The following is a 17,301-nucleotide window of genomic DNA, read 5'->3' as shown; positions in this document are numbered from 1 at the left end:
GGTCCCTTCGACTACTTGATTCCGGTGGTGGCGATGCCCTTGACCAGGTATCGCTGTCCCGCGAGGAAGAACCCGAAAACCGGTCCCAGGGCGACGATCGACATGGCGAACAGCGGACCCCAGGAGGTCTGCGAGGTCGAGTCGACGAAGGTACGCAGGGCGACGGGGACGGTGTACATCTCCGGGTCGGTGAGGAAGATCAACTGGCTGAAGAAGTCGTTCCACGTCCAGATGAAGGTGAAGATCGCCGTGGTGGCCAGGGCCGGCATGGACAGCGGCAGGATCAGTTGGCAGAAGATGCGCACGTGGCCGCAGCCGTCGATGCGCGCCGCCTCGTCCAGGTCCTTGGGCAGTCCGCGGATGAACTGCACCATGAGGAAGATGAAGAACCCGTCGGTGGCCAGGAGCTTGGGCACGATCAGCGGCAGGAAGGTGTTGACCCACCCCAGCTCGGAGAACAGGATGTACTGCGGCACGATCACGACGTGGATCGGCAGCATGATCGTGGCGAGCATGATGGCGAAGAACAGCCGCTTGCCGCGGAACTCCAGCCGGGCGAAGGCGTAGGCCGCCATCGAGCAGCCCACGAGGTTGCCGATGATCGCCCCGCCCACCACGATCGCCGAGTTGAGCAGGTAGTGGTGGAAGGGGAACTGTAGGGCGCTCCACCCCTCGGGGTAGTTGCCGCCGGTGAAGGTCTCCGGGATCAGGCCCGGGGCGCGGAAGATCTCCTCGGTGGGCTTGAAGGAGCTGGAGAGCATCCACAGCAGCGGGTAGAGCATGGCCAGCCCGAACCCGATCAGTCCGATGTGGGTGACCAGCCGTCGTACGTGTTCGGCCCGTGTGCGCCTCTGGGAGGTCGCGGGGGCCGCTGTCTTAGTCGCCATAGAAGACCCAGTACTTGGAGGCGAAGAAGTTCACCGCGGTGAACCCGCCGATGATCATCAGCAGCAGCCACGCCATCGCCGAGGCGTATCCCATGTCGAAGGCGCCGAAGCCGCGTTGGTAGAGGTAGAGCGTGTAGAAGAGCGTGGAGTCGGAGGGCCCGCCGGTGCCGCCGCTGACGATGAACGCCTGGGTGAAGGTCTGGAAGGCGTTGATGAACTGCAGCACCAGGTTGAAGAAGATGATCGGGGTGAGCATCGGCACGGTGATGCTCCAGAAGCGGCGCAGCGGACTCGCGCCGTCCACTGCGGCGGCCTCGTAGTACATGGCGGGGATCTGCCGCAGGCCCGCCAGGAAGATCACCATGGGCGCGCCGAAGGTCCACACGTTGAGCACGATCAGGGTGCCCAGTGCGTAGTCGGGGTGGGAGACCCAGCCCTCGCCCTGGATGCCGAAGAAGGCCAGGACCTGGTTGATCAGGCCGTTGGCGCCGAAGACCTGGCGCCACAGGATGGCGATGGCCACGCTGCCGCCGAGCAGGGAGGGCAGGTAGTACACCGACCGGTACAGGGGCAGCCCCCGCACACCCCGGTCCAGGATCATCGCCAGGGCCAGGGCCAGGGCGAGCTGGAGCGGCACCGACACGAACACGTAGACGAACGTGACCTTCAGTGCGTTGAACAGCCGCTCGTCGGTGAGCATCCGCTCGTAGTTCTCCAGGCCGACCCAGTTGTGGTCGCCGATGAGGCTGTAGTCGGTGAAGGAGAAGTACAGGGAGGCCAGCAGGGGGCCCGCGGTGATGAACGCCAGGCCCAGGAACCACGGTGTCAGGAAACCGTAGGCGGCGAGGTTCTCACGCCGCTGCTTGCCCGGGGCCGGGCTCTTGCCGACCCTCTTGGCCGGCTTGGGGGCGGCTGTGTTCTGCGGGGTCTTGGGGGGTCGCCTTTGCAGGAGGGCGCTCACGGGGATCCACCCTCCTGTGGGGCCACCGCCGGGACGCTGGCGGACGCGTGCGGTCCTGGATTCATGGAAACTGCCAATCTCGTTCGGAAGGGCGCGTACGCTCTGTGTTCGAGAACACGGGATGAACTGCTGAAACCCGTTTTGGTAAGCGCTATCCACGTACTAAGATGTTCAGTTTCTAGCACCGGGTTACATGGGTGTCAACGGCGGGTTTCCCGAAAAGTGTGATCCACACCCCAGATCGTTACCCTCCCGAAGCCTCACCGGCATCCGGGAAGCTCGATTTCTACGCGGTTTTCCGGCAGAAAAATCACCGAGAGCATCGGTGTAAGTACTCTGGGCTCTGGGTTGCAAGGCGGCTTCTTCTGGTGCCGCGCCCTTGTCGCCCACTGGGGAAAGCGTTTACCATGCCCTGTGTGAACCACACCACCCCACGCAGGTACGCGATCGTCGGCACCGGATCCCGAGCCCGGATGTACACCCGGGCACTGGCCGGAACCCACCGGGACCGGGGACGGCTGGTCGCCCTCTGCGACACCAACACCACCCGCATGGCCGTGCACAACAGGATCGTCACCGACGCCGGACTCGATCCCGTGCCGACCTACTCCCCCGACGACTTCACCCGCATGCTCAAGGAGGAGAGGGTCGACGAGGTCATCGTGTGCACCGTCGACCGCACCCACGCCGACTACATCGTGGCCGCCCTGGACGCCGGGCTCGACGCCATCACCGAAAAGCCCATGACCGCCGACCTGGACGGGCTGCGGCGCATCAACGAGGCCCAGGCCCGCACCGGGGGGCGGGTGACCGTCGGCTTCAACTACCGCTACAACCCCGTCCACCGCCAGCTGCGCGACCTCATCGCCTCCGGGGTCATCGGCGAGGTCGGCTCGGTGCACTTCGAGTGGCTGCTGGACCTGCGCCACGGCGCCGACTACTTCCGCCGCTGGCACCGCGACAAGGCCCAGTCCGGCGGCCTGCTCGTGCACAAGGCCAGCCACCACTTCGACCTGGTCAACTGGTGGATCGGCGCGCGCCCCACCGACGTGTTCGCCTCGGGCCGCCTGTTCTTCTACGGCGAGGAGAACGGCCGCCGCCACGGCCTGGCCGCCGACTACGAGCGCGGCCACGGCGAGGCCGCCGCCGAGCACGACCCCTTCGCCCTGCACATGGAGGACAGCCCCGACCTGAGTGCCCTGTACCTGGAGGCCGAGCACGAGGACGGCTACCGCCGCGACCTCAACGTCTTCAGCCCCGGCATCACCATCGAGGACGACATGTCCGTGCTGGTCGGCTACGACACCGGTGCCAGGCTCACCTACCACCTGGTCGCCTACGCCCCCTGGGAGGGCTACCGCATCGCCATCACCGGCAGCAAGGGCCGCCTGGAACTGGACATGACCGAGTTCGAGTACACCTCGCCCCACCAGGACGAGGCCACGCCCGTGCGCGGCATGCCCGCCCCCAAGGAGCACACCACCGCACGGATGTGGCTGCGCCGCCACTGGCAGCCGCCCGAGGAGATCCAGGTCGCGGTGGGCGAGGGCACCCACGGAGGTGGAGACCAGCTCATGCTCGACTCCCTCTTCGGAGGAGGCGACGACGGCATCCGCCCCGACCACGCGGACGGCGGCAACGCCCTGCTCACCGGACTGGCCGCCAACGCCTCCATCGCCTCCGGCTCCCCCGTCCGCGTCGCCGACCTGCTCGGGAACGGCTGATGGGCGCGCCCGTTCCCGTACTGCTGGCCGGGGTCCACGGACACGGCCGCACCCACCTGCGGGTCCTGCGCGAGATGGGTGAGAGCGGCCTGGTCAGGCTCGTGGGCCTGTGCGACCAGCGCCCCGTCCCCGACGGCGACGGCCTGGAGGGGCACGGCCCGCTGCCCTGCCACGCCGACCTGGGCGAGGCGATCGAGCGCACCGGCGCCCAGATCACCATCCTGTCCACGCCCATCCACACGCACCTGCCCCTGGCCCGCACCGCGCTGGAGCACGGCTCCCACGTGCTGCTGGAGAAGCCGACCACCGCGACGCTGGACGAGTTCGAGCAGCTCAACGCGGCCGTGGACGCCTCCGGCCTGGCCTGCCAGGTGGGCTTTCAGAGCCTGGGATCGACCGCCGTGGAGGCCGTGCGCTCGCTCGTGCGCGAGGGGGCGGTGGGCCGCCTGCGCGGTATCGGCGGCGCGGGCACCTGGGTGCGCACCTCGGCCTACTACGACCGCGCCCCCTGGGCCGGCCGGCGCCGCATCGAGGGACGCGACGTGGTGGACGGCGCGCTGACCAACCCCTTCGCCCACGCGCTGGCCACCGCCCTGGCCGTGGCCGGGGCCCAGGCCGACGCGCCGGACCGGGTGGAGTTGGAGATGTTCCACGCCCACCCCATCGAGGCCGACGACACCTCCTGCGTGCGCGTACACACCACCGAGGGCCTGCCCATCACCCTGGCGGTGACCCTGTGCGCGCCCGAGCACCTGCCGCCGCGCCTGGTGGTGCACGGCGAGCTCGGGCGCATCGAGCTGGAGTACACCCTGGACCGCGTCACCCTGCACCGGCCCGGCCGCACCCCGGTCACCACCACCCACACGCGCACCCACCTGCTGGCCAACCTCGTCGCCCACGTGCGCGGGGAGGAGCCCTTGCTGGTGCCGCCCCCGGCCACCCGCGCGTTCATGCACGTGCTCGAAGCGGTGCGCACCGCGCCCGACCCCGTCGCGGTCCCGGGGCACATGCAGCGGGTCCACCGCACCGAGGAGGGCGTGCGCCGGATCATCCCCGGCATCGACACCCTCATCCACCGCAGCGCCGAGCACCTGGCGCTGTTCTCCGAACTCGACCCCGCCTGGTCTCCCGCCTCCCGGCCGGGGTCGGCCGACGCGAAGGCCACACCGTGAACACGCTGACCCTGGACGGTCGCGCCCTGGCCGTCCTGCACGACGGAACCGACATCGAACAGACCCTGTCCCCGCGCCCCTACCTGCACCCGGTACGCACCCGTTCGGGCACGGAGGTCACCGAGCAGCGGCCCGCCGACCACCTGCACCACTTCGGGCTGAGCGTGGCCGTGCCCGACGTGTCGGGGGTCAGTTTCTGGGGCGGGCGCACCTTCACCCGCGACCGGGGATCGGTGCTCCTGGACAACCACGGCCGCCAACGGCACCTGTCCTGGCTGGAGCTGGGAGAGGACCGCCGCGTCGAGCTCCTGTCGTGGACCGGCCCGGACGGGGCCGAGCTGCTGCGCGAGGAGCGCACCGTGCGCGCCGCGGGCCTGGACGAGCACACCTGGGTGCTGGACGTGCGCACGGATCTGCGCAACACCTCCGGGCGCGAGCTGAGTATCGGCAGCCCCGCCACCAACGGCCGCCCCGGTGCCGGATACGGAGGCCTGTTCTGGCGCGCGCCCGTCACCGACACCCCTCCCGCCGTGACCGGCGACGGCGGGCTGCGGGGCGAGGAGGCCCTGCACGGCTCGCGCGCCGCGTGGCTGGCCATGGCCGGGACGAACCGGGACGGTGGGCGGTGGACCCTGCTCTTCCTCCAGCCCGGTGAGCACACCGACCCCTGGTTCCTGCGCGCGGAGGAGTACCCCGGGGTGGGTCCCTCACTGGCCTGGGACACGCGCCTGCCCCTGCCCGAGGGCGGGCGACTGCAGCGGCGCCTGCGCGTGGCGGTGCGCGACGGGCACCCCGACGGCGACGGGGCCCTGCGGGAGCTGGCCGCCTCCGCGTCGGAGCTGTCCTGAGCCCCTGAGGCGGGGCGCGCACCGCCCGGCCCCGCGGACGCGCCGCCGTCCCCGTCCGGCGGGGCGGAGAACAGACGGGCCGGACTACGGGTCGCGGTCGCGGGGTCCGCGAGCCGACGGGCCGGCGGGGCAGCGGACAGGCGGAGCAGAGAGACGGCGGACGACGAAGAGCACACGGCCGGGGCGGGGCCGACAGAGGACGGGGCGGCAGCGCCGGGCGGGCCGGAGCAGCACGAGGCCGGACGCCCTCGGGGTCCCCCGGCACCGACCCCGGGCCCGCTCGACCAGGCGGCACCAGTACCCGGTCCGACCTGTGGACGACCGCCCCGGACCACCGGGGCACGAAAGGAAGACAACACCCATGCGCGTTCTCGTCACCGGCGGCTCCGGACGGCTCGGCCGCAGCGTCGTGTCCGTCCTGGCAGCCCGCGGACACCAGGTGACCTCCGTGGACACCGCTCAGGCAAGCCTGCCCCAGGACGTGGACGGCATCACCGCCGACCTCCTGGACCCCGCAGCACTGGAGGAGGCCTTCACCCGCGCCCGCCCCGAGGCGGTCGTCCACCTGGCCGGGATCGCCGTGCCCTTCGCCCGCCCCGACGTGGAGACCCTCCAGGTCAACACCGGGCTGGCCTGGGCCGTGCTCTCCGCGGCCGTGGCCCACGGCGCGCGCTCCGCGGTGGCCGCCTCCAGCCCCACCGTGTACGGGTACAACACCCCCTCCTGGACGCCCCGCTACCTGCCGCTGGACGAGGAGCACCCGGTCGCGCCCTGGCACGCCTACGGGCTGAGCAAGACGATCATCGAGGACACCGCTCGCGCCCTGGCACGCACCTCCCGCACCTGCGTCCTGTCGTGCGTGCGGCCGGGGTACGTGGTGGCCCCCGAGGAGTGGGAGGGCGCCCCCACCCAGCTCGGGCACACCATGGCCGAACGGCTGGCCGACCCGGCGCTGGCCGCCACCTCCCTGTTCAACTACGTGGACGCACGCGACGCCGCCGAACTGTTCGCGCTGGTGGTGGAGAACCCCGACAAGGTCCGTGGAGGGCAGGTGTTCAACGCCATGGCCCCCGACCCCCTGGCCACCGGTCCGGTCGACACCCTGCTGCCTCAGCACCACCCCACCACCGCGGCGGTGGCCGCCGCCCTGTCCGACGGCCGCGCGGTGTTCTCCTCGGAGGCGGCCCGCACCGCCCTGGGCTGGAGCCCCACACGGACCTGGCGCGAGCAGCTGCGCACCCGGGTCGACGGGTCCGACGACTCATCCGGAGGTCGCGGGGACTGACGGGATGAAGGGGACATCGGAGCATACGTGAGCGGGCTGAGGGCTCCGCTAGGCTAGGAAAGAGTTTTCCCGTGGGCCGAGGCAGGAGAGGGAGCGGCGTGGAGTCCGGTTACGTGACCCTTGAACAGGTCGCCGAGCACGCCGGGGTGTCCTTGGCGACGGCGTCCAGGGTGATCAACGGCAGCACCCGTCAGGTGAGCCAGCGCCTGCGCGACAAGGTGACCGCCAGCGCCCGGGAACTCGGCTACCTGGCCAACGCCTCGGCCCAGACCCTGGCCCGCAACAGCAGTTCCCTGGTCGGCCTGCTCGTCCACGACATCTCCGACCCCTACTTCTCCTCGATCGCGGCCGGGGTCACCCGCCACACCGAGGAACAGGGCCTGGTCCTGGTCCTGGGCACCACCGGCCGCTCCGCACAGCAGGAGGGCCGCATCCTGGCCACACTGCGCGCGCACCGGGCCCGCGCGGTGGTGCTGGTCGGGTCGCGCTCCACCGACGAGGAGAGCAACCGGCGCCTGTCCGAGGAGATCCGCATGTTCCGCCGCCAGGGCGGACAGGTGGCGTGCGTGTCCCAGGAGGGCCTTCCCGCCGACACGGTCACCCCCGACAACCACACCGGAGCAGCCGAGCTGGCCCGCCGGCTCATCGCCCAGGGGCACCGCGAGTTCGCCATCCTGGCCGGCCCCACCGACCTCCAGACCGCCCGCGAACGCCTGGACGGCTTCCACTCCGCGCTCTCGGGGGCCGGTCTGGAACTGGCCCACCACAACGTGGTGCACGGCGCCTTCACCCGCGACGGCGGCTATGAGTCCACCCGCCGCCTGATGGCGGTGGGCACCGACGCCACCTGCCTGTTCGCGGTCAACGACGTCATGGCCACCGGGGCGATGGCGGCCCTGCGCGACCTGGGGCTGCGGGTGCCCGCCGACCTGTCGGTGGCCGGGTTCGACGACATCCCCACCCTGCGCGACCTGACCCCCGCGCTGACCACGGTGCGCCTGCCCCTGGAGGAGATGGGCGAGCGGGCCGCCATGCTCGCCCTGGACGGCGAGCCCGAGGACCGGCCCCGCGTGATCACCGTGCGGGGCGAGGTCGTCGAGCGCGAGAGCACCGCGCCGCCCACCCGCTGACCCCGCTCCCGGGCCGGGCGAACGGGCGGGCTCCCTCACGAGGCGGTATCCCTCCCGAGAGCGGAACGCCGCCCCCGTCACTCCCCACGACCCAAGAGAGCCTCCAGCCACTCGTCGAAGGTGGTCGGTGCGATGCGGGCGCCCTCGCCCGGCAGGAGTACGTCTCCGGCCATCTCCGGGCCGAGGGCCGTCGACCAGGTCGGCACGAGCCTCACCGCGCGACCGCGCGCTTCGTTGGTGCGTCGGGCCATGTCCACCAGGTCCTGCGTCTCGGGTCCGGCGACATCGGCGTAACGCCCCCGCGGCTCGCCCGCCGCGATCTCGGCGAGGACGTCGGCCACGTCCGCGGGGGCGACCGGCTGCACGAGCAGCGGTGCGATCGTGGCGGCCCCGTCCCGCTCGGTCCAGCCCGCCACCATCGCGGCGAAGTCGTGGAACTGTGTGGCCGGGACGATCGTCCACGGCACCGGTCCCGCGGCCACGAGACGCTCCTGCTCCCGCTTGCCGGCGTAGTGGGCGTTGCCCTCCACGCGGTGGATCCCGACGATCGAGAGCAGCACGTGGTGCCGGACGCCTGCCCGCTCCTCGGCGGCGAGCAGGTTCCGTGTGGTGGTGCTGAGATAGGCCGTCGTGCGCTCCCTGTCGGTCACGGGGCCGTTGGTGGCGTCGACGACCGCGTCGACACCGGACAGGGCGGTGTCGAGCCCGTCGCCCGTGGACAGGTCCACGCCGAGCGAACGGCTGATGCGCACGACCTCGTGCCCCTCCCGTTCGAGGGCTGCGACCGTGAGGGTTCCGATGTTCCCGGTCGCTCCGGCAACCGCGATCCGCATGATGATCTCCTCTCTCGTTGCCGCACGAACCCTATCAAGGACTAAATAGATCCGTAATATCTTCGATAGGATCGAAGCCGTGAAACTACCTGTGAGCACGGAATGGGTTCTGCACTGCACCACGACGCTGGCACAGCTCGACCCGGGAACCAGCGCTTCGGCGGCGCAGCTCGCCCAGTACTACGACCTGCCGGCGGCCTATCTCACCAAGCAGTTGAAGCAGCTCGTCAGAGCCGGACTGCTGGCCGCGACCACGGGCCCGCGCGGAGGGTTCCAACTCGCGCGACCCGCCTCCGAGATCACGCTCCTGCAGATCGTCGAGGCCGTCGACGGCGCGTCCCCGCCGTACGAGTGTCGCGAGATCCGCCAACAGGGGCAAGGAGCCCTGCCCCCCGAGGAGTGCCGCCGTACCTGCGTCCTCGCGGAGAAGATGGCCGAGGCGCACCAGGCGTGGCGGCACAGCCTCGCCGGGACCACCGTCGCCGACGTCCTCGCCACACTGCCCGCGTCGGCGCCCTCCCGCACCCGGCGGCGCATGTCGGAGACGGGGTAGCCTCGGGGCCGGCGGATCCGGCGGGTCCGGCGAGCCGTCCCGCCCGCACACGCTCGGCGGCACCGCTGGGAGACACCCGCCCCGCATCGGCGTCGGATCGCCGAGACGGGAGAGCCGGGGAGCCGAGGACCGCTCCTGGTCGGCGTCCCCGGTACCGCGAACGCCTCCCCTCCCCTCCCCTCCCGGCCCGGACCGTGGCGGCGGGGCGTTCAGGAGCGGGACGAACGGCCCAGACCCAGGATCAGCACCGCCCCGACCAGGACGTGCATCCCCGCCAGCACCAGCACGGCCGCCGGCTCGGCACCGCTGGTGACCGGTCCGGCCAGGGACAGCACGAGCACGCTGAAGGCGACGACCGTCCACACCCTGCCGGGCCGCCGCACGGTGCGCTCCAGGACCGCCAGCAGCGCCCAGGCGGCCAGACCGAAGACCAGACCCGCCACGGCGACGGCCACGGGCCCCACGGCCCGGGGCTCTCCGCCGGGGAGGGCCGTCAGCTCCACCCCCGCCAACGGAACGGTCAGGGCCCACAGGAACAGGGGCGCGAGCACCGCGGCGGCCACGGTCAGGGCCCGCCGCGCGGTGGGCCGGGAGGAGGTGCCGGAAGTGACAGGGGCCGTGGTGGTCATGGGAGCTTCCTCGCCGTCGTCGGTGTCGTGTCGCAAAGCGGGTGCGGCCGCACGCGGAGCACGGGAGTGCACATCCCTCCCGCGCACGGCCCGGCGGGGCGAACCGCCCCACGGATACCGGGTCGGTGCGGGAACCCGCGCCCCACCGCTGCCGGGGGACACCGCGGCCGGGCGGTTCGGAGCACCGGCCCCCGGGCGTCCCACGCCCACCCTCCCCCTCACGCCGGGGCCGCCGCATCGGCCCCGGGGCCGTCCGGGTACCGACCCCGGACAAGGCGGACTCCGACTTTGGTCGGTGTCGGCCCCGGTCCGCCCGGGTCTAGGCTGACCGGGTGCGAAGCCCGATGGACACCCGTTCCGCGCGCTGGGGCTCCCCCCGGGCCGTGACCGCGGTGGTCGCCGTGGTCGGCGTCCAGGTCGCGGCGACGGTCTGGGCGCGCTGGGACCAGCACGCCGACTCCTGGTCGCGGTGGCTGGACCTGGGCATCGGAGTCTTGGCCTGCGCGCTCTCCCCCGCCATGCTGCGGTGGCCGGCCCCCGGCGCGCTGGGCCCGGCCGTACTCGCCGCCCTCTCCCCCGCCGCCACCCCGGCGGCCGCGCTGGGCGTGCTCCAGGTCGCCCAGCGGCGCGCCTTCCCCACGGCCGCCGCGGTCGCCGCGGCGGCGGTCGCCGCACACGCGCTCCAGGGACTGCTCCAACCCAGCGCCGACATCTCCTACGCCTGGTGGCTGGCCCTGGTCACCGCCGTGTCCGGCGCGCTGGTCGGCTGGGGCGCCCTGACCCGGGCCCGCTGCGCGCTGGTGATGTCCCTGCGCGAGCGCGCCCTGCGGGCCGAGGCCGAACAGGGCCGCCGGGTGGCCGAGGCGCGGATGCTGGAGCGCACCCGCATCGCCCGCGAGATGCACGACGTGCTCGCCCACCGGCTGTCCCTGCTGGCCACCTACGCCGGGGCGCTGGAGTACCGGCCCGACGCCCCGCCCGAGCAGCTCTCCCGCGCCGCCGGAGTGGTGCGCACCGGCGTCCACCAGGCCCTGGAGGAGCTGCGCGAGGTGATCGGCGTGCTGCGCGAGGAGGACGCCGCGGACGAGGGGCGCCCGCAGCCGGTCCTGACCGACCTGCCCCGGCTGCTGGAGGAGGCGCGCGCCGCCGGAGAGCACGTGGACCTCGACGACACGGTGGCCACACCCGAGGCCCTGCCCGCCGCCACCGGCCGCACCGCCTACCGGCTGGTCCAGGAGGGTCTGACCAACGCCCGCAAGCACGCTCCCGGCCAGCCGGTACGCGTGCGCGTGGAAGGCGGCCCTGGAGAGGGCCTGGTGATCGACCTGCTCAACCCCGTCCCGGACTCCGGCGGGGCGGCCCCCGCCGGGGAGCCGGCTCCCCCGACACCGGGCGGCGGGACCGGGCTGGTCGGCCTGACCGAGCGGGTGCGCCTGGCCGGGGGACGGCTCGACCACGAGCGCACCCGGGAGGGCTTCCACCTGCGGGCCTGGCTACCATGGCCGGCATGAATCGTCCGCCGCGCGTCCTCATCGTCGACGACGACGCCCTCGTCCGCGGCGGACTGACCATGATGCTCGACGGAGTCCACGGCATCACCGTGGTCGGCGAGGCCACCGACGGCGACGAGGTCCTGGCCGCGGCCGACACCCACTCCCCCGACGTGGTCCTGATGGACCTGCGCATGCCCCGCGTGGACGGCATCACCGCCACCCGCAGGCTGCGTGCGCGCACGCCCCCGCCCGAGGTCGTCGTGCTCACCACCTTCGACACCGACGAGAACATCCTCTACGCCCTGCGCGCCGGCGCCAGCGGCTTCCTGCTCAAGGACACCCCGCCCGCACGGATCGTGGACGCGGTCCTGCGGGTGGCCGCCGGGGAGCCCATCCTGTCCGCGTCCATCACCCGGCGCCTGATGGAGCGCACCGCCGTCCAGGCCGGCGCACCAGCGTGCACGCACGTCCCTGGCCCGGCTCAGCCCCCGCGAGCACGAGGTGGCCCTCGCCGTGGCCAGGGGCCACAGCAACGCCGAGATCGCCGCGCAGCTGTACATGAGCGTGGCCACGGTCAAGGCCCACGTCTCCAACGCCCTGACCAAGCTCGGCCTGGACAACCGCACCCAGATCGCGCTGCTGGCCCACGACGCCGGACTGACCTGAGCCCGCCGGGTCCGCCCCGGCGCCAGGTCCTCCGGAAGGCCCCCCACGGGCTCCGGGAGTGGGCGTTTACGGCCAAACCCCGCGACGGACGGTGACAGCGGGCCAACACGGTCGACGAGACGGGGGAGCGTTCCTTCGTGCCGTGCCACGGGATGCCGGAGCACACCGTCCGGGAAACGGGAGGTAGCCGCGGCACGGCCCCGGGCCACAGCCCGCCCAGCGCCCCGGGCCCGGGGCTCACACCCGGGCCCGCTCCGGAAGGCGCCGCCGCAGGCGCAGCCACCCCGCGCCCGCCCAGGAGACCGCCACGACCGCCGCCATGACCAGGCGCGAGGTCAGCAGGTGCTCGGGCGGATAGAGGTTCCCGGTCAGGTAGAAGTCGATGAAACCGTGCTCCATCACCGCACGCCCGGTCTCCAGCCGCGACCAGTTCTCGACCTCGGTCAGCAGACACGGCCAGTCGATGACCACGATGCCCAGGGCGTAGGCGGCCACCCCCAGGTGCACCCAGAACAGCCGGGGCCGGCGCCAGGCCAGGAAACCGCCGAAGACGACGAAGCAGAGGAAGCAGAAGTGCAGGACCATCGCGGTGTGTCCGAGGAGGGAGACCATACCCCGAACCTAGGAGCGCGCCCGTCCCGCGCACATCGGTACCCGCACCCACACCGCCTGAGTACCCGTACTCACGACGGGGCCGGGGCACCCCCGCCACGAGGTGTCCCGGCCCGCCGGTCGCGCACCCGGTCCCGCTGAGTACTCCTGCGCCTGACAGGGCCGGGACGCCACCGTCACTGGACGTCCCGGCCCAACCGACTCGGGACGCGGAACGGCGAGGGCAGTCACGGTGACGGTCCGGTCCAAGAGCACGGCCGGGCACCAGCGGGCGGAAAGGTCCACTGATGACGCCCCGGCCCTGTCATGCCGGGAAGCGCGAGGGCTGCCGCGGGTCACAGCCTCGCCGGTCACCCAGGAGGACCGAGCAGCACTCGGCGCGGTGGCAGCCCACGGTCCTCTTGGCGAGGGCATGGCCACCTTCCGTCTTCTCGGTCTGGTCGCTCGGCTGGCGTTGGAACGAAGAACCGCGCTCAGCGTCAGGTCCTATTCCGGTTTCCCCGGACACTCCCCTCGTGGGGTCGGCGGCCGTCTGGGGCACGGGAGGCCGGGGTCATCCGCCCGGCGGGAAGTCGGCTCCCCTGGAGAGGGCCTCGTCGGCGCGGAGCGCGACCAAGGACTCCTCCCAGCGCGCGGCGACCGCCTCGTAGCCCTCCGCGCCCAGGACCAGGCGGTGCGGCGGCTCCCGCCTCTCCATGGCGGCGAGAACGGCCTGCACCCCGCGCTCCGGATCACCCGGCTGGACGCCGTCCTGGGAGACCATGGCGGCGCGCAACTCCTCCAGCATGGGCAGGTAGGCGGTCAGTGCCTCTCGGACGGGCTCGTCGGCGAATCCGGCGTAGGCCCGGGTACGGAACGCTCCGGGCTCGACCGCCATCACCCGGATGCCGAAGGGCTCCGTCTCGCGGCGGAGGACCTCCGTCATTCCTTCCAGGGCGAACTTGGCCGCCGTGTAGAAGCCGAATCCGGGCGTTCCGACCAGTCCTGCGACCGACGACATGTTGACGATCCACCCGCCTCCCCTGGAGCGCATGCCCGGGAGGACGGCACGGGTGACGTGCAGGACGGAGAAGAAGTTGACCTCGAAGGTGCGCCGCACGGCGGCCTCGTCCATCCCCTCGATTGATCCGTACCAGCCGCGTCCCGCATTGTTGACCAGGACGTCGATGCCGCCGAAGTGTTCCTCGGCAGTGGCCACGGCGGCGCGCACACCGTCCGGTTCGGTGACGTCGAGCGGTAGGACGAGCGTGTCGCCGTCGTGCTCCTCCGCCCAGGCGCCGAGTTCCTCGGGGCGGCGCACGGTCAGGGCGACCCGGCCTCCCCGGGCGAGCACGGCTTCGGCGTAGGCCATACCGAACCCGCCCGGGGTGCCTCCCGTGATGAACCAGGTGGCGGCGTTCACGGCTCGATCACCAGTCTTGCGATGCACCCCTCCCTGAGGGTGAAATGGTGGCGCAGGTCGATCTCCCCTCCGGGAAAGTCCCCCTCAAGGTGCTGGACGACGGTGTACCGGTCCTCGCCGCCGGTCTCGGCGCGGATCGGCACGGCCGTGTAGGTGAACGCGTTCCCGGCCTCCTTCGCCCAGCGGGTGATGGCACCGATGCCCTTGTGGGTGCGCCCGTCATCGACGACGGTGGCGTCGGTGGCGAAGAAGGACGCCGCAGTCGCCGCGTCGCGCGCGTTGTGCGCGGTCAGGTAGGCCGTGACGGTCTCGGGGAGACGATCGAGGTCGACGGCTCGGGTGTTGGTCATGAGATCCTCCGAATTACGGGAGTGAGCGGCTCGTCGGCCGCGCCATCCCGGAACGTGGTCATGGGAGTGACCACCCCAAAGTTACTTCTAAAATGGAAGTTACTTGCTTCGATATTAGCAGCAACTATGGAGGAGAGTGCCGTGACCGGTCGGATACGCCGGGAGGACCGCGAGTGCCCGCTGTCGACGGCGATCGAGTACGTCGGCGACTGGTGGACGCTCCTGCTGCTGCACGACGTCTTCGACGGCTACACGCGCTTCGACGAGTTTCAGCGGAACCTCGGCATCTCGTCCAGCATGCTCACCGGACGGCTCAGGAGGCTGGTCTCGGACGGCTTCCTGGAGCGGCGGCCCTACCAGAGCAGACCCGTTCGCCACGAGTACGTGCTCACCGAACTGGGCCGCTCGCTGCGCCCGGTCGTCGTCACCCTGGCCGCCTGGGGAAACTCCCGGCTGGCCCCCGAGGAACGCCGCATGATCCTGGTGGACGCGAAGAGCCGCGAGGAGGTCGAACCGATCGTGGTCGACGCGGTGACCGGGCGGCGCCTGGACGACGCGGACACCTACGTCTTCACCGCAGGACCGGCCGCCGGGCCGGAGATGAGGGAACGCTACACACCTGACGAATAAGCGGCCCCGCCCACGCACGACGGGGCCGGGACACCCCCGCCACGAGGTGTCCCGGCCCGCCGGTCGCGCACCCGGTGCTAGGGGGAAGCGTCCGCGACCGGCGTGAGCGTGTCGGCGAACACCAGGCCGTGGCCGTGCCCGGTCTCGGCGCGTACCTGACCCCGGTCGAACTCCACCCCGCTGGGGCGGGCCAACGCGCCCAGCGCGGCGAAGGAGGCCCGGTCGATGTCCTCGACCATGGCCACCCGGGGCAGACACAGCGCCAACTGCCCCGACAGCTCGGGCAACAGGTGCGGAGCCACCGGCACACCCCGGCGCGCCATCGACTCCGCGATCCGCAGGAACGGAGTGATACCGCCGACCCGCACCACGTTGGGCTGGGCGACGTCGCACACCCCCGACTCCACGGCCCGCTCGAACTCCTCGACCGTGCGCAGGTTCTCCCCGATCGCGAACGGGACCCGTGTGCGCTCACGCAGCCGGGCGTGTGCCCGCAGGTCCTCCGCGGGAAGCGGCTCCTCCACGAAGTGCGGGTCGAACTCCTCCAACGCCTCCAGCGCACGCACCGCCCGCGGCACGTCCCAGCGCTGGTTGGCGTCCACCATCAGCAGACGCTCGGGCCCCAGCAGCTCGCGCACCGCCCCCACCCGCTCCACGTCGCGGGCCGGGTCGGACGAGCCCACCTTCATCTTGACCGCCGAGTGCCCGGCCTCCACCCACCCGCGCACCTGCTCCAGCAGGTCCTCCAGGGGATAGTCCAGGTTCACCCCGCTGCCGTAGGCGGGCACCGACTCCCGGCGCCGCCCCACCAGGTCCACCAGGCTCATCCCCGCCGCACGGGCACCCAGGTCCCACAGGGCGATGTCCACCCCGGCCAGCGCCATCAGGGTGAGCCCGCTGGTACCCGCCTCACGCAGATGCCAGCGCAGCTCGTCCCACAGGGCCGGATGGGCCCGCCGGCCCACCAGCGCGGGCCGGATGTCGTCGTTGACCAGGGCGGCCACCGCCCGGGCCCCGATCAGCGGGGTCCACGAGAAACCCGTGCCGACCAGGCCGGCGTCGGTGGCCACCCGCACCACCACGACGTCGTTGCGGTCCACACCGCCGTCCCAGGACCGGTGCAGCGGCAGCCGGAAGGCGCGGGCGCCCACCTCGGTGACACGCACGCTCAGGCTCCCTTGACCAGGGACAGACCGGTCTCGATCAGCTCGCCCAGGGCGCTCTCCTCCTCCGCGGTGGGGTCCACGAACGGGGCCCGCACCCCGCCCATGTCCATCCCGCGCAGCCGGGCGCCCGCCTTGACCAGCGACACCGCATACCCCGGCACCCGGTCGCGCAGACGCACCAGCGGCTCGAAGAACTCGCGCACCAGGGTCTCGGCCAGCGGGTCACCGGCGTGGAAGGCGGTGTAGAAGGCGTTGGCGACCTCGGGAACGAACGCGAACGCCGCCGAGGAGTACAGCGGCACCCCCACCGCACGGTAGGCGGGCACGGTCAGCTCGGCCGTGGGCAACCCGTTGAAGAAGGTGAACTCCTCACCGCGCACCTCACGCACCGCCAGCACGATCTGGTGCATCCGCCCCAGGTCCCCGACCCCGTCCTTGATACCCACCACCGTGGGGATCGCGGCCAGCTCCGCCGCGCTCTGGGGGGTGAAGACCATCGAACCGCGCTGGTAGACCACCACCGGGATGTCCACGGCCGAGGTCACCGTGCGCACGTACTCCACCAGCCCCCGCTGCGGGGCGCCCACCAGGTAGGGCGGCAGCAGCAGAACCGCGTCCGCGCCCAGCTCCCTGGCCGCACGGGCCTGCTCGATGGCGGTACCCACGCTGCCGCCCGCACCGGCGACCACCGGCACACGGCCCGCGGTGACCTCCACCGACCGCCGCACCACGGCGGCGTGCTCGGCGGCCGACAGGGCGTGCACCTCACCGGTGCCGCAGGCCGCGAAGACCCCGCCCGTGCCGTGCTCCACACCCGAGGCGACGTGCTCCGCCAGCACGGCCTCGTTCACCCCTCCCCCGGAATCGAAGGGGGTCAGGGGAAAGAACAGGATTCCGTCGAAGTTCATACTGCTCCTCGTGCTCCTTGCCGGGGCCGGCCGGGGGCTCGGTGCGCCCCGG

17 protein-coding genes and 1 pseudogene are annotated in these 17,301 nt (G+C 72.2%); 9 read left to right on the top strand and 9 right to left on the bottom strand.

Annotation, left to right across the window (positions count from 1 at the left end; all coding sequences use genetic code 11):
• Positions 1–11 precede the first annotated feature (11 nt).
• Together A6A08_RS04020 and A6A08_RS04015 are read right to left on the bottom strand one after the other, a co-directional pair.
• Positions 12–887 carry a carbohydrate ABC transporter permease gene (locus tag A6A08_RS04020; RefSeq protein WP_073701153.1) on the bottom strand — a complete coding sequence of 292 codons (876 nt, stop codon included), beginning with the start codon at positions 885–887 and terminating at the stop codon, positions 12–14.
• Positions 877–1,848, bottom strand: a complete 972-nt coding sequence (locus A6A08_RS04015; RefSeq protein ID WP_073701152.1) for a carbohydrate ABC transporter permease — start codon at positions 1,846–1,848, stop codon at positions 877–879. The genes A6A08_RS04020 and A6A08_RS04015 overlap by 11 nt, the downstream gene beginning before the upstream one ends.
• Positions 1,849–2,255: 407 nt before the next feature.
• Here A6A08_RS04015 and A6A08_RS04010 point away from each other — a divergent pair, with 407 nt between their 5' ends.
• From A6A08_RS04010 to A6A08_RS03990, 5 genes are all read left to right on the top strand, one after another.
• Positions 2,256–3,572, top strand: coding sequence for a Gfo/Idh/MocA family protein (locus A6A08_RS04010; RefSeq protein WP_073701151.1), 1,317 nt, complete (start codon positions 2,256–2,258; stop codon positions 3,570–3,572).
• Positions 3,572–4,744, top strand: coding sequence for a Gfo/Idh/MocA family protein (locus A6A08_RS04005; protein ID WP_073701150.1), 1,173 nt, complete (start codon positions 3,572–3,574; stop codon positions 4,742–4,744). Before A6A08_RS04010 ends, A6A08_RS04005 begins: the two co-directional genes overlap by 1 nt.
• Positions 4,741–5,592 (top strand): PmoA family protein, encoded by an 852-nt coding sequence (locus A6A08_RS04000; RefSeq protein ID WP_073701149.1) that lies wholly within the window; start codon positions 4,741–4,743, stop codon positions 5,590–5,592. Before A6A08_RS04005 ends, A6A08_RS04000 begins: the two co-directional genes overlap by 4 nt.
• Before the next feature lie 361 nt (positions 5,593–5,953).
• Positions 5,954–6,877 (top strand): NAD(P)-dependent oxidoreductase, encoded by a 924-nt coding sequence (locus A6A08_RS03995; protein WP_073701148.1) that lies wholly within the window; start codon positions 5,954–5,956, stop codon positions 6,875–6,877.
• Between the two features lie 98 nt (positions 6,878–6,975).
• Positions 6,976–8,007, top strand: coding sequence for a LacI family DNA-binding transcriptional regulator (locus A6A08_RS03990; RefSeq protein WP_073701147.1), 1,032 nt, complete (start codon positions 6,976–6,978; stop codon positions 8,005–8,007).
• 77 nt (positions 8,008–8,084) lie between these two features.
• On the opposite strand, the gene A6A08_RS03985 is transcribed toward A6A08_RS03990, so the two are convergent.
• Complete coding sequence (locus A6A08_RS03985) at positions 8,085–8,840, bottom strand: SDR family oxidoreductase (RefSeq protein WP_073701146.1); 756 nt, start codon at positions 8,838–8,840, stop codon at positions 8,085–8,087.
• Positions 8,841–8,919: 79 nt separating this feature from the next.
• Between A6A08_RS03985 and A6A08_RS03980 the strand changes: the two genes are divergently transcribed.
• Positions 8,920–9,393: an Rrf2 family transcriptional regulator gene (locus tag A6A08_RS03980; protein ID WP_073701145.1), complete on the top strand. Its 474-nt coding sequence runs from the start codon at positions 8,920–8,922 to the stop codon at positions 9,391–9,393.
• 209 nt (positions 9,394–9,602) lie between these two features.
• On the opposite strand, the gene A6A08_RS03975 is transcribed toward A6A08_RS03980, so the two are convergent.
• Positions 9,603–10,022, bottom strand: a complete 420-nt coding sequence (locus tag A6A08_RS03975) for a DUF6069 family protein (RefSeq protein WP_073701144.1) — start codon at positions 10,020–10,022, stop codon at positions 9,603–9,605.
• Between the two features lie 332 nt (positions 10,023–10,354).
• Between A6A08_RS03975 and A6A08_RS03970 the strand changes: the two genes are divergently transcribed.
• Both A6A08_RS03970 and A6A08_RS03965 read left to right on the top strand, forming a co-directional pair.
• Positions 10,355–11,533 carry a sensor histidine kinase gene (locus A6A08_RS03970; RefSeq protein ID WP_073701143.1) on the top strand — a complete coding sequence of 393 codons (1,179 nt, stop codon included), beginning with the start codon at positions 10,355–10,357 and terminating at the stop codon, positions 11,531–11,533.
• Positions 11,521–12,181, top strand: a pseudogene (locus A6A08_RS03965) (response regulator). Before A6A08_RS03970 ends, A6A08_RS03965 begins: the two are co-directional and overlap by 13 nt.
• A 237-nt stretch (positions 12,182–12,418) precedes the next feature.
• Here the strand turns inward: A6A08_RS03965 and A6A08_RS03960 are convergent.
• From A6A08_RS03960 to A6A08_RS03950, 3 genes are all read right to left on the bottom strand, one after another.
• Entirely contained in the window at positions 12,419–12,793 is a 375-nt protein-coding gene (locus tag A6A08_RS03960) for a DUF2784 domain-containing protein (RefSeq protein WP_073701142.1), read from the bottom strand.
• Between the two features lie 553 nt (positions 12,794–13,346).
• The gene (locus A6A08_RS03955) at positions 13,347–14,195 is read right to left on the bottom strand and encodes an SDR family NAD(P)-dependent oxidoreductase (RefSeq protein ID WP_242422104.1); all 849 of its coding nucleotides are present in this window, start codon (positions 14,193–14,195) and stop codon (positions 13,347–13,349) included.
• A complete protein-coding gene (locus A6A08_RS03950) occupies positions 14,192–14,545 on the bottom strand; it encodes a nuclear transport factor 2 family protein (protein ID WP_073701141.1) in 354 nt (117 codons plus the stop codon). The genes A6A08_RS03955 and A6A08_RS03950 overlap by 4 nt, the downstream gene beginning before the upstream one ends.
• Before the next feature lie 141 nt (positions 14,546–14,686).
• Between A6A08_RS03950 and A6A08_RS03945 the strand changes: the two genes are divergently transcribed.
• Positions 14,687–15,175 (top strand): helix-turn-helix domain-containing protein, encoded by a 489-nt coding sequence (locus tag A6A08_RS03945; protein WP_199866833.1) that lies wholly within the window; start codon positions 14,687–14,689, stop codon positions 15,173–15,175.
• 77 nt (positions 15,176–15,252) lie between these two features.
• On the opposite strand, the gene A6A08_RS03940 is transcribed toward A6A08_RS03945, so the two are convergent.
• Together A6A08_RS03940 and A6A08_RS03935 are read right to left on the bottom strand one after the other, a co-directional pair.
• The gene (locus A6A08_RS03940; protein WP_073701139.1) at positions 15,253–16,341 is read right to left on the bottom strand and encodes a mandelate racemase/muconate lactonizing enzyme family protein; all 1,089 of its coding nucleotides are present in this window, start codon (positions 16,339–16,341) and stop codon (positions 15,253–15,255) included.
• A 2-nt stretch (positions 16,342–16,343) separates the two neighbouring features.
• Complete coding sequence (locus tag A6A08_RS03935) at positions 16,344–17,249, bottom strand: 5-dehydro-4-deoxyglucarate dehydratase (protein WP_073701138.1); 906 nt, start codon at positions 17,247–17,249, stop codon at positions 16,344–16,346.
• Positions 17,250–17,301: the final 52 nt, after the last annotated feature.

Source organism: Nocardiopsis sp. TSRI0078, from assembly GCF_001905145.1.
Taxonomy (GTDB): Bacteria; Actinomycetota; Actinomycetes; order Streptosporangiales; family Streptosporangiaceae; genus Nocardiopsis.
This window is presented reverse-complemented; position numbering and strand designations above follow the sequence as displayed.